At 55.4% G+C, this 12,529-nt stretch carries 10 protein-coding genes; 7 read left to right on the forward strand and 3 right to left on the reverse strand.

Features of this window, described 5'->3' with window-relative positions; all coding sequences use genetic code 11:
* Positions 1–3: 3 nt before the first annotated feature.
* Entirely contained in the window at positions 4–1,305 is a 1,302-nt protein-coding gene (locus KYK14_RS05530) for a hypothetical protein (RefSeq protein WP_219157677.1), read from the reverse strand.
* Between the two features lie 551 nt (positions 1,306–1,856).
* On the opposite strand from KYK14_RS05530, the gene radA reads away from it, so the two are divergent.
* The 3 genes from radA to KYK14_RS05545 all read left to right on the forward strand — a co-directional run bounded on the left by radA (position 1,857) and on the right by KYK14_RS05545 (position 6,176).
* Entirely contained in the window at positions 1,857–3,245 is a 1,389-nt protein-coding gene (gene radA / locus KYK14_RS05535) for a DNA repair protein RadA (RefSeq protein ID WP_185281655.1), read from the forward strand.
* A 330-nt stretch (positions 3,246–3,575) separates the two neighbouring features.
* Positions 3,576–4,994: a TlpA family protein disulfide reductase gene (locus KYK14_RS05540; protein ID WP_185281654.1), complete on the forward strand. Its 1,419-nt coding sequence runs from the start codon at positions 3,576–3,578 to the stop codon at positions 4,992–4,994.
* Positions 4,995–5,153: 159 nt separating this feature from the next.
* Positions 5,154–6,176, forward strand: coding sequence for an SPASM domain-containing protein (locus KYK14_RS05545; protein ID WP_219157679.1), 1,023 nt, complete (start codon positions 5,154–5,156; stop codon positions 6,174–6,176).
* Positions 6,177–6,185: 9 nt separating this feature from the next.
* On the opposite strand, the gene KYK14_RS05550 is transcribed toward KYK14_RS05545, so the two are convergent.
* Together KYK14_RS05550 and KYK14_RS05555 are read right to left on the reverse strand one after the other, a co-directional pair.
* Positions 6,186–6,962 carry a DUF2490 domain-containing protein gene (locus KYK14_RS05550; RefSeq protein ID WP_343217059.1) on the reverse strand — a complete coding sequence of 259 codons (777 nt, stop codon included), beginning with the start codon at positions 6,960–6,962 and terminating at the stop codon, positions 6,186–6,188.
* A 116-nt stretch (positions 6,963–7,078) separates the two neighbouring features.
* Positions 7,079–7,933 carry a pirin family protein gene (locus KYK14_RS05555; RefSeq protein WP_219157681.1) on the reverse strand — a complete coding sequence of 285 codons (855 nt, stop codon included), beginning with the start codon at positions 7,931–7,933 and terminating at the stop codon, positions 7,079–7,081.
* Positions 7,934–8,104: 171 nt separating this feature from the next.
* Between KYK14_RS05555 and KYK14_RS05560 the strand changes: the two genes are divergently transcribed.
* The 4 genes from KYK14_RS05560 (at position 8,105) to KYK14_RS05575 (ending at position 12,529) form a co-directional block, all read left to right on the forward strand.
* Positions 8,105–8,506: a nuclear transport factor 2 family protein gene (locus KYK14_RS05560; protein WP_219157683.1), complete on the forward strand. Its 402-nt coding sequence runs from the start codon at positions 8,105–8,107 to the stop codon at positions 8,504–8,506.
* A gap of 138 nt (positions 8,507–8,644) precedes the next feature.
* Positions 8,645–10,738, forward strand: coding sequence for a M13 family metallopeptidase (locus KYK14_RS05565; protein ID WP_219157685.1), 2,094 nt, complete (start codon positions 8,645–8,647; stop codon positions 10,736–10,738).
* Positions 10,739–11,117: 379 nt separating this feature from the next.
* Complete coding sequence (locus tag KYK14_RS05570; protein WP_219157687.1) at positions 11,118–12,005, forward strand: DUF6089 family protein; 888 nt, start codon at positions 11,118–11,120, stop codon at positions 12,003–12,005.
* 158 nt (positions 12,006–12,163) lie between these two features.
* The gene (locus KYK14_RS05575) at positions 12,164–12,529 is read left to right on the forward strand and encodes a BlaI/MecI/CopY family transcriptional regulator (RefSeq protein ID WP_219157689.1); all 366 of its coding nucleotides are present in this window, start codon (positions 12,164–12,166) and stop codon (positions 12,527–12,529) included.

Genomic DNA, 12,529 nt, shown 5'->3' on the forward strand with positions numbered 1-12,529 from the left:
TGATTAGCGTCCGATTACAATCCAGTTCATGCCATCACTCTGGATGGAAATACGGCTGCCCGGAGACAGCGAAGACAAATTGCTGCCCTCCACGTCGTCGTAAATATTTCCGGACACTACGCTGAGCGTCACCTCGGAGCCCGTGCCGCGGGCATTAATAATAGTATACAGGCGTCCGGGACAGGTGCTGGCCTGTGGCACGGTGATGATAGTGCAGTTTGCCAAGCGCCGCACCGTCTGATGCGTATTATCCAAGATTAAGCTGGTAGCAGTACCGGTAGTTACATACGGAATGGCTACAGCGCCGCCCACGCTCAGCGTGCTGGTAGGAGCGGTGGTACCATTTAGGCCAATTCCTACATTACCGCCGTTGGGGTTCAGCTTAAGAGCATAGTTGGTGCTCAGATCGGTAGGGTTGGTGCTCTGTAGCCAGTTGCCGTTGGTGCCGCTGCTACCCAAATCCAGGCTCACACTGCCATTATCGCGAAAGCGGGCAATATGGCCGCCGCTCTGAGTAGTGCCGGTTGCATTGGGGTTTGCAGCTCCCGTTCCTACAATGCTAAGACGAATGGCGGGGGCATCAGTTCCCAAACCCAAATTACCGGTCTGAGTTAGGGTCATCAGGTTTTTACTGATAGTGGAATTTGCTGACCACGTCACCCAGCTAAACGTTTTACCTCCTTCATCCGGAATGCCCGAGGATAGCGAGCTAGCACGCATAAATATTCCCCAACGGCCTAAGCCAGCATAAGCGCCGCTTGTGAATTTGTCCCAACCACGGGTAATCAGGGGCGCATCACTGGCATTTAGGATCAGGCCGTAGGTAGAGCGGCTGTACAGGCTACCGTCGGTAGTGATGCGCAAGCGTTCAGTATTACCAGTTCGGAATACCAAATCTTTGTTATCAGTAGAACCTATGAAGTCGGTGCCGGGACTAGTAGTTCCTTCCACTCCCGGGTTGGTACCCGGATCAGTACCCGTATTACCGCTGCGCTGCCAGGCTGAACTGGTAGCCTGGCCTGAAGGTAGTGCTACCCAAGCACCGCTAGAAAAATACCAGAAACCCGGTTGAGTACCATTGGTCTGATACACTAGCATTCCTTCCGAAGTGGTAGTGACAGCCGTACGCTGGGCCTGCGTCATGCGCGGGATCAATAAACCTTTATTGCTATTAGCACCCGCAGAAATGTCCAGCGCCGCGTTGGCGTCGGGGGTAGTAGTGCCAACGCCTACCGCCTGAGCGTGAGCGTTAAAAGCAAACGCGCTGAGAGATAATCCCAGCCAAAAGCAGTAAGCGTGATTCATAAGATAAGGTAGAAGGAATTTATAAATTCCCCATTTGGGAAGGTTTATTTATTTCTGTACAAAAATAGGATAAAACGATACTACTGACCAAAAAAGAAGTTTTATGAAAATAGGGTATTGTGCTATATAACATACCTCTAGCTGCTAACTGGATAAGTTATTGTTATTTGATTAATAAACTAAAAATCAGAAGTTTATATGTTTTATGATGTTGCTAATAATGTAACTATTTATATTTTAATTTATATTTATATGAGTCATATTTTTTATGAAAAAATATAAATAAAATAGCTTATCACGGTCATGAAGCTAATGGGCTTGTGTATCAATATGGGAAAGATGGGTAATAGAAACATATAAATATTCATATGGTGTGCATAAACCATTATAAGCTGACTGTAAGCAACAATCCTGACTTACAGCGAAGTAGGGTATAATCCTAATAGGCTATACGGATAGGAACGGTACCAAAAGGTGTCTGCTAAAAAGCCGTTTCTTGCCAAACTTTTTAGCGGCTCCTACCAGTTATAGTAGTTCACATTCAGTAGTCAATGGCCAAGATCAAAACCCTTTATTTCTGCCAGAATTGCGGGGCGCAATCCGTGAAGTGGATTGGCCGCTGCCCCAGCTGCGGCGAGTGGAATACCTACGTGGAGGAAGTGGTGCAGAAAGAAGACACCAAAGTGGCGGGCTCCTGGAAGCCGCCTACCGCGGCGCCTACCCTCAGCAAAGTGGCCAAGCCCCGGCCCGTAAGCGAGATTCACTACGAGGAGGAAGCCCGCATTGCCACTCAGGACGGCGAGCTGAACCGGGTGCTGGGCGGCGGCATTGTGCCCGGCTCGCTGGTGCTCATCGGTGGGGAGCCGGGCATCGGCAAAAGCACGCTGATGTTGCAGATTGCCATGTCGCTCAGGCGGCTGAAGGTGCTCTACGTGTCGGGCGAGGAAAGCGAGCAGCAGATCAAGATGCGCGCCGAACGCCTGGGCGACCAGCACCCCGGCTGCTACATCCTCACCGAAACCAACACCCAGAACATCTTCAAGCAGATTGACCAGCTTCAGCCCAACATCCTCATCATCGACTCCATCCAGACGCTGCACTCGGGGCTAGTGGAGTCGGGGGCGGGCTCGGTGAGCCAGGTGCGCGAGTGTACCGCCGAGTTGCTGAAGTACGCCAAGGAAACCGGCGTGCCGGTGATGCTCATCGGCCATATCACTAAAGACGGCAGTATTGCCGGCCCCAAAATCCTAGAGCACATGGTGGATACTGTGTTGCAGTTTGAGGGCGACCGGCACCTGAGTTACCGCATCCTACGCACCACCAAAAACCGCTTTGGCTCTACCTCTGAGTTAGGTATTTACGAGATGCAGGGCGCCGGGCTGCGGCAGGTGAGCAACCCCTCGGAAATTCTGCTTTCCCAGCGCCACGGCGAGGAGTTGAGCGGCATGGCCATTGGGGCTACCCTGGAAGGCAACCGCCCGCTGCTGGTAGAGGTGCAAGCCCTCGTGACGCCCGCCACCTACGGCACGCCCCAGCGCTCGGCCACGGGCTTCGACAGCAAGCGCCTGCAAATGCTGCTGGCCGTGCTGGAAAAGCGCTCGGGCCTGCGCCTGGGTCAGCACGATGTGTTTCTAAACATTGCCGGCGGTCTGCGCCTCGACGACCCCGCCCTAGACCTGGCCGTGTGCGCCGCCGTGGTCAGTTCCCTCAACGACATTCCGATTCGAGGGGAGGTATGCTTGGCCGCCGAGGTAGGACTAAGCGGTGAAATCCGGGCCGTGAGCCGGCTCGATCAGCGCTTGGGTGAAGCCGAAAAGCTGGGCTTTGCTGAAATGTACATTTCCCAGTTCAACGCTCGCGGCCTGGATCTGGCCCGTTACGGCATTCGGGTGCAGCCTGCTGGCCGCCTCGATGAGGTGCTGAGTGGTCTGTTTGGGTAAATAAAATTGCGTGCTAGCTATAAAGTAATGCCACGGTGTAGCAGCCGTGGCATTACTATTGTTGACAAGCAACAACTGCGGCGCTAGCGAAACGTATCGATGGTGCCGGGGTTACGAAAAAAGACTTCGTTCGGATTGAATATCCTATATGGAAGTCTAGTATCTTCGATTAAATAATTGTCTTTTACCGCGAATGCCATTGCCTATATGGTCTATTTCATGATACGGTAGGACAAAATCATGATGTTGGTTTTTTAGTCTTCCGCCAGACTTCTCCGCCCGATGCTCTCCTTCCGCGTTTCTTCCTTTCTAGCCCTACTTGTAGGGTGCTTGGCCTCCTTCTCCAGTCAGGGACAGGGTACCGTAGTTATCACAGGTAAAATCAGTGGGCGCACGGCCGACTCGGTGGCCGTATCGCTACGCGAAAACCCGCTCGACCCTAAAGAGCAGATCACCTACGCGCCCGTTAGCGACAAAGGGGAGTTCCGACTTGCGCTGAAAGTGAACGGCCCTACCCGCGCCGACCTGGTATATAACGATGACGTGACCGACCTCTTCTTGGAGCCTGGCTACGCGCTCGATGTGCGTTTTAAAGGCAACGATCTGGCCTCTTCCGTTAAGTACAAAGGCAAGGGCGCCGAGGCGAACAGCTACTTATCGGAAGTGGATGCGTCGTTTGTGGAAAACGACGGTTTCCAGGTGCTGCCCGATAATATTATGCTTTACGAAGCGCCTTTCCTGTCATTTCTGGACTATCGCCGCAAGCAGGAAGAGAAGTTTATGGAGCGGGGCACCGAGGGGGTAGATATGTCGAAAGCTTTTCGCGACTATGCCAAGGCCACCATCACCTATAGCTACGCCAACGACCGGCTCACGTTCCCGGATTTGCGCGAGCAGGTAGTAAATACAGAGGGCCGCCTGAAAATGTCGCCCACGTACTATGATTTCCTGAATGATAAAGCGTTGATCGAAAACCCCTCGGCCACGCAAAACGAGCTATACCAGGAATTCCTGCTCAACTACGTGCACTACCTGGCTACCGCCGACAAGCACCAGCGCACCGACCCCGATTTCTACCTGGTATGCTATGACTTGGCCAAGCAGAAGCTGAGCGGCCCCGTAAAGCCCATTATCCTAGGGCGGGTATTGCAGGAGTCATTCCGGTTTGGGCATGTGAAGCAGTCGGCGGCCATGCTGGAAGACTTCCGGAAAATCGACAAGGATAATCAGTATTACCCCATTCTGGTACAGGATTTCAACCTGCACAAAACCTTCGCTATCGGCTCGCCGGCCCCCGAGTTTCACCTGCGCACTGCCCAAGGCGACTCCGTTTCGCTGCGGGATTTTGCGGGCAAGTTGGTATACGTCAACTTCTGGCGCACCACCAGCGGCCTCAGCCTGCGCGACCTACCCTACGCCGTGGAGCTAGCCAAAAAGTTTGAGGGCAAGGATATTGTGTTCCTGAATGTGGCGCTGGATGAAAACGAAGGTGCTTGGAAGCAGCTGGTTATCAGCCGCAAGCTGCCGGGTGTGCACGTGCGCGCCAATGGCGGCATGAAGGCGGCTATAGCCCGCGCCTACGGCGTGCAGGACGTGCCCACGTATATTCTGCTGGCTGAGGATGGGACCTTCCTTAATACCAAGCCGAAGCGCCTGAGCAGCCGCGCCGCCGTCGACGAGATTAAGGAGTCGTTCGGGAAGGCTGGTACGTATTCCGGCATTATGCCGGCAAGTTCGGCAGGTAAGTAGCCCTTTGAAACCGAGCTGCCTTACGCAGTTCGCACAGCGTTATTAAAACTAACAGTGCCTTCTCGGGTTGAGAAGGCACTGTTCATTTCTGCCCCTACCCACTGGTGATAGGGCGGGGCAGGCTGCTTTCAGTTGCTTTCCCGACTTTTGCTTTCCTGTATGACTTCACTGGTGCGCGACGCGCTTACGCTGCTTTCCAAAACCACGCCCCGCCGTGTGCTAAACACCGGGCAAGTGGTAGGGGGCTATGTGCTCAGCAAGCTCACCGGCAAAGCCCGGCACTGGGGCCTACCCATGGCCCTATCATTCGAGCCGACCACCAGCTGCAACCTGCGCTGCCCCGAGTGCCCCAGCGGCCTGCGCTCCTTCACGCGGCCTACCGGCATGTTGCCAGCCGAGCTGTTCCGACGCACCATTGATGAGGTGGCCTCGCGGCTGTGGTACCTGATCTTCTACTTTCAGGGTGAGCCCTACCTGCACCCCGAGTTTCTGGACTTAGTGCAGTACGCCGCGGCCAAAGGTATTTACACGGCTACCAGCACCAACGCCCACTACCTCAACGACAAAAACGCCCGCCGCACCGTAGAGTCGGGCCTCGACCGCCTTATCATCTCCCTCGACGGCACCACCCAGGAGGTGTATCAGCAGTACCGGGTAGGTGGCAAGCTCGACAAGGTATTGGAAGGCACTCGCAACGTGGTGCGGTGGCGCAAGGAGCTGAGATCGAGCACGCCGCGCATCGTGTTTCAGTTTTTGGTGGTGCGCCCCAACGAGCACCAGATCGAAGATGCCCGGCACATGGCCCGCGAACTGGGCGTAGACGACGTGTGGTTTAAAACTGCCCAGATCTACGACTACCACAACGGCTCGCCCCTTATCCCTACCATCGATTATTACTCGCGCTACCAGAACAACGGCAACGGCACTTTCAGCCTGAAAAACCGCCTGCTGAATCACTGCTGGAAAATGTGGCACTCCTGTGTGATTACCTGGGACGGCCTGGTAGTACCTTGCTGCTTCGACAAGGATGCCGAATACCGCCTCGGCGACCTAAAAACGCAGACCTTTCGCCAGCTCTGGCAGGGCGAGAAGTACCGCCGGTTCCGTGCGGCCCTACTCAAAGGCCGCGACCAGATTGAGATGTGCCGCAACTGCACCGAGGGCACCAAGGTGTGGGGGTAGGGCAGGGGCTTACTTGGTGAAATCTAGATCGTAGGCCAGCACCGTGCGGATGCCGTGGTTGTACTCAAACACGGGCGTGTTGGTGCCGGGGGCGTCTTCCTCGTGCTGCGTAATTTGATAAAGGTACTGCACATCCAGCCGGAAATGGTCGCTGAAACGGTAGCCTACCCCGCCCGCTAGGCGGTTTTGGTTGAACACGTTGTTCTGCACGTTGCGCCCGAAGCTGATAAAGATTTCGTCGAAGGCCGTGAGGTAGGGCTCGTGGTTGTCGAGGGTAGGGCCGATGAGGGGAAGCTGCAAGCTGAGTTGGTAGCGAATTCGGTTTTGAAACCACCAGCTTTCTATCGATTTCTCCACAAATTGAGCCTGCCAGCGCTGCTCCAGCCGCAGGCGGTGCGTGAGCTCTAACCGCCCTAACGCATCCTTCAGCGACACGTCTTCATATAGCCGGTGCTCCGGCTCGCTCCGGCCGCTGGCGGCGGTAGGGTAGTCGCCGTAGGGGTAGGTGATGAGCAGCGTGTAGCCACCCGACACCTTCACCCGATCGGAAAGCTGGTAGATGCCACCCAAACGGGCCAGCAGTTGCTGTGGATCCGCACCGAGGTGCACGCGCCGTAGCTGCAACTCGCTGTGCAGCTGCCATTTCTTGCTGATCTGGTTGTCGCCGTTATACACCAGCCAGCCAAGGGTGTTATGGTCTGCAATACGGTTTCGCTGGGTTTGAGCCCGGCTGTGAGTAGCGATAAAACACAGCAGAAGCAGGAGCAGACAGGAAGGAGGGCGCACAGAGGAAAAAGCGAAAAAACGAAAAAAGGAAATCAACCAAACGACTCATCAGGATCAGCTCCGACAGGGTTTACAGCCCTGCCGGGGTAGGGTGGCTATCAGTAATGTTCTGCATGCTAGTGCTGCCAAGTACCAAAGCGCCCGGCGCGGTAATCCTGGTAGGCCTGCTGAATTTCCTGCTCCGTGTTCATCACAAACGGCCCATAGGCCACAATGGGCTCCTCGAAGGGTAGGGCGTGGCCCAGCAGCAGCACGGCATCGGTCAGCGCCTCGATGTGCAGGTCGTCTCCATCGTGGTGGAACTCGGTGAGGGTGCGGGCCTCTGTTTCCTGCCCGTTCACGCGCAGCTTGCCGCGAATGGTGTAGAAAAAGATGCTGCGGGCAGCCGGAATGGTGAAGTCCAGCATGGCACCGGCTTCTAAGTTGATAGTAGCCAGTTGAATATCGGCCAGCGGCTGTACCGCCCCGGCCTGCCCGGCCCAAGTGCCCGATACGGCATGCAGGCGGGCTCGGCCGTCGGCCAGCGTCACTTCCGGAATATCGGCTTTCTGCAAGCCCTGGTAGTGTGGCGGCACCATTTTGTGCCAGGCCGGCAAGTTCACCCAGAGCTGTAATATTTCCAGGTCGCCACCCGTTTGTTTGAAGTGGTCCGAAGATATTTCACTATGAATCAAACCGCTGCCGGCCGTCATCCACTGCACGCCCCCGGCCTCAATCACGCTTTGGTGGCCGCTGCTGTCTTGGTGCATAATGTCGCCGGCCAAGATAAAGGTTACCGTTTCGAAGCCCCGGTGCGGGTGCGGCCCGAAAGGCAGGCCCCGGTTGCCGGGTCGGTACACCTGCGGACCGTGGTGATTCAGAAACAAAAAAGGGTCGATGTGCTCCACGGCCGGCGTGGGCAGCGCTCTGTAGGTAGTAAGATCGGCAATGGGGGCGCTAATGGCGCGGTGCTGGGCTTTAATCGTGCGCATACGGAAGTATTTGCTGTACTACCCATAGCCGTGGCAATATGTTTGTGAAGGGGCCTCGGTCGTGCATAGCGCATCAGCCTCAATTTCAAGGGCAAATCTTGTCTGGAAAGAGTAAGGACTTCCTTTTTTCCTTGCTTATATTGTACCCGTTTTGTTTATAACATCCCATCCATGCCTGCTTCCCTCGACACAGTCAAACAATTCTTACAGCTAGCGGAGTCCTGCGTAATCGACCATGCTGCCTACACGCCGGTATTGCATCCAGAAGTAGAAGAGATTGAGTTTCCGAATCTGCATAACAAGCAGGGCCTGCGCCGCGACTTTGAAGGCATTATAGACGGTATCCGCCACGGTCGGGAGCTACTATCCCGGCAGGAGCTGGCCGGTTGGAACTTCGTGACTAGCAACGACAACACGGTGGTAGCGGAGATTCGCTGGCGCGGTGAGATGAGCATCCGCAACCAGCGTGTGGTGCCTGGGCAAATCCTGACCGGTCACTTTTGCCGGGTGTTTGAATTGAAAGACGGCTTGATCTTCCGTCTCCGCGACTACTATTGCTACGAGATGTTCTAAACTTTTACTTCGTCAAACTTTTACTTCGTCACCATTGCAGTCAGGTAGGGCAAGCGTGGGCTGATTGCCGATTCTCGAGACGTAGCGCAGCCTGCGCCGCTCAAAAGAGTCATTGGAACAGTTTCGTATCTTGTTCTGATGATGAATAAACCTTTACTGTCTTACCTGACAGCGGCGGCCGTGCTGGCAGGCTGCGCTGGTAGCTACCGCACGGCAACCAACGCTACCGCTACCACCGCCGCGTCCAAAGCCGCAGGCCCCATACTTCCTGGCGTGGGCCTCGATGTGGCCGATCTGGACACCACCGTATCGCCCTGCGACGATTTCTTTCACTACTCCGGTGGCAACTGGTTACGCAACAACCCCATTCCGGCCTATGCCTCTAGCTGGGGGCCGCGCAACCTGCTCGGCGACCGGACGCAGGCGCTGCTGAAGCAGATTCTGGAAGATGCCGCCAACACCCGCGCTTCTAAGGGCTCCAACCTGCAAAAGGTAGGCGACTACTACGCCTCTGGTATGGATTCGGTGGGGCTGGACCGCGCCGGGTTAAAGTACTTGCAGCCCGAGCTGCGCCGCATCGACGCCATCATCAGCCGCGACGCATTGCGCCGGGAGCTGGCCCACCAGCAAACACTGGGCACGGGCGCCTACTTCCGCGCCGGTGTCAGCCCCGACCGCAAAAACAGCTCGGTCTATGCCGTGAACCTGAACCAGGGCGGCTTGAGCATGCCCGACCGCGACTACTACCTCAAAGACGACGTCCGCTCTACCACCGTGCGCAACGCCTACGTAGAGTATATGACGACGGTGTTTGAACTGCTGGGCAATGCACCCGCTACGGCCCAGCAGAGAGCGGCCAACGTGCTGGCCCTGGAAACGCGCCTGGCCCGCGCCAGCAAAAGCCGCGTGGAGCTGCGCGACCCCTACGCCAACTACAATAAGATGCCGCTGGCGGAGTTCGACCGCGCTTACCCCGCCGTGGGCCTCGGCGACATGCTGAAACAAAACGGCCTGGGCGCCGTGCAAGAGGTGATTGTGGGGCAGCCGGCCTTCTTTCAGGAGCTGAACACGGTGCTGCAAAGCACGCCGCTGCTAGAGCAGAAAACCTACCTCACATGGCAGTTGGTATCGTCCATTACGTCGGCACTACCCCAGGCCTACTCCGATGCCGCGTTCCGGTTTCAGCAGGTACAGAGCGGCACCAAGCAGCAGCCTACCCGCTGGAAACGCATGCTGGCCGCTACCGATGGTACCTTAGGCGAAGCCTTTGGGCAGCTGTATGTAGATAAAGCCTTTTCGCCGGAGGCCAAGCAGAAGGCCTTGGATATGCTTGCCAACATCAAGGAATCGATGGCCGAGCACATCCGCTCCAACACCTGGATGAGCAGCGCCACCAAAACCGAAGCCCTGAAAAAGCTGAACGCCCTGCGTGTGAAAATCGGCTACCCCGATAAGTGGAAGGATTATTCTACGCTGAATATCTCGCGCGAATCCTACTTGCAAAACGTGCTGGCTGCCCGGCAGTGGAACTACGCCCGCAACGTGGAAAAGTACGGCCAGCCCATCGACCGCACCGAGTGGGGCATGACGCCGCCTACCATCAATGCGTACTACAGCCCGGCCATGAACGAAATCGTGTTTCCGGCGGGCTACCTCCAACCGCCGTTCTTCGACCCAAAGGCCGACGACGCGGTGAACTACGGTGCCATTGGCGGCGTAATGGGCCACGAAATGACCCACGCCTTCGACGACCAGGGCCGGCAGTACGACTCGGAGGGCAACCTGCGCGACTGGTGGACCAAAGCCGATGGAGAGGAGTTTACCAAGCGCGCCGCCGTGGTGGGCACGCAGTACTCGGCCTTCTCGCCCCTCGATTCGGTGTACGTGAACGGCAAGCTGACTATGGGCGAGAACCTAGCCGATTTCTCGGGCCTTACTATTGTCTACGATGCTTTGCAAAAGCAACTTCAGCAGAAGTACGGCAGCAAGCCCCGCCCGCGCTACGATGGCTTCACGCCCGAGCAGCGCTTTTTCCTGAGCTGGGCGCAGCTGCGGCGCACCAACATCCGGCCCGAAGCCCTGCGCCAGCAAATCCTCACTGACCCCCACTCCCCCGGTCAGTACCGCACCATTGGGCCCCTCATGAACATGCCACAGTTCTACGAAGCCTTCGGCTGCCAGCCCGGCCAGAAGATGGTGCGTAATACGGAGGACCGGGCGAAGATTTGGTAAGAACGGCGGCAAAAGCCAGTGCTGTGTGCAAGCCCCTTGTGGAGGCAGAAAGTACCCTGTGTACCTACTGCCTCCGCAAGGGGCTTTTGTATAAAGTGTAAAGACCGAAATGGTACTATTTTACTTTTAGGTAGAAAGGATTTAATAAGAGACAGTCGACAATGGAGAAGCTAATGGTTTCTTAACAAGCAACTGAATCAACGGGCTAGGTAATTGCGGCCTCATTTGTGATACCCCAACCCACGATGAGTTCAGCCTACTCTTTGAAGGGTAGGATAGAAGCTAACCAAGAATCGATACGACGATGACTCGCGGCGTAACGAGTTGGTCATAGAATACTTCCATTCTGCTTTTTCGCCTTCCAACATTCTTTCCTGCTATGAAAAAAGACTACCTATTTTTTTTGCTGGCGGCAGCTGGTCTGGGTGCAGCACCCGCTGCACAGGCACAGTCCTTCATTAAAGCCAATCAGTACCTTTCGGTTGGAGCTAGCCTGAGCGCCTTCAACTACTTTGGCGACCTGACGCCCCGCGTTAGCTTTGCCAGCGTACGTATGGCAGCCGTGAGACCAGGGTTTGGCTTCCACGTTACGCAACGCCTAACGCCTTACGTATCGGTGCGTGGCGCTTTGTCGTTTGGGCGCATCACCGGCTCCGATCAACAGGCTGCTGGCAAGGAAGCTGCGTACCGCTACTACCGCAACCTAAACTTCACAAGTAATATACAGGAGCTATCGGTAGTAGGTATCTTCGATCTGGTGCCTAATCACAGCCAGGCGGTGAACCGTATGCCCATCGTGCCCTACGTGTTTGGGGGTATAGCCGGCTTTCATTTCAATCCGAAAGGTACCGTGGATGGTGGTACCGTACCGGCTGGCCTCAAACCGGACGCCCAAGTGGAGTTGCAGCCGTTGCGCACAGAGGGTCGCTACTACCACCGCGCGCAGATAGCTATTCCTTTCGGCGCTGGCGTGCGTATGAAAGTGGCCAAGAACATGGATGTAGGCGTGGAACTGGGTTGGCGCAAAACTTTCACCGACTACCTGGATGACGTGAGCACCACCTACGTGAGCATGGCTAAGCTATCGACGCCTGCGGCTCGCTATTTTGGGCATAGCATTACACGGACTGACCAAGATACGCCTGCGCAAATGGATGTGCCGGGGGCCTTGCGTGGCAGCAGTGCACAAAAGGATTGGTACATCACAACAGGTATTTCTGTAAGTTATATTCTGAAAAAACAGATGAAAACCAATAAATTTAGATAGGTATATACTTGATGTATATATACTTACAAAAAAATTATTAGTATTTGTCTTATATGATGTCGCTACCTTATTAGGTAGCGACATTACTTTTTTTGAGGCTCATCATATCCTTTATTACGAAATAATCGTAGTATTACGAAATAATCGTATTAATTGATATGGAACGACTTACCCAACCCGAAGAAGAAGCCATGCAGGTGCTGTGGCAGCTGGATGGTGGCTTTGTGAAAGAGGTGCTAGAGCGCCTGCCCGAGCCCCAGCCGCCTTACACCACCCTGGCCTCTACCATCCGCAACCTGGAGCGCAAGGGCTACGTGCGCGCCGAAAAGCTGGGCAACTCTTACCGCTACGCCCCGCTGGTGCGCAACGAGGAGTACCGACGCCGCTTCATGAGCAATTTTGTGAGCGACTATTTCCGCAACTCTTATAAAGAGGTAGTATCGTTTTTTGCGAAAGAGCAGAAAATCAGCGCCGACGAGTTGCAGGAGATTATCCGCATGATTGAGGACGGTAAACGCGATTAG

The organism is Hymenobacter profundi (assembly GCF_019334315.1).
Classification (GTDB): Bacteria; Bacteroidota; Bacteroidia; order Cytophagales; family Hymenobacteraceae; genus Hymenobacter; species Hymenobacter profundi.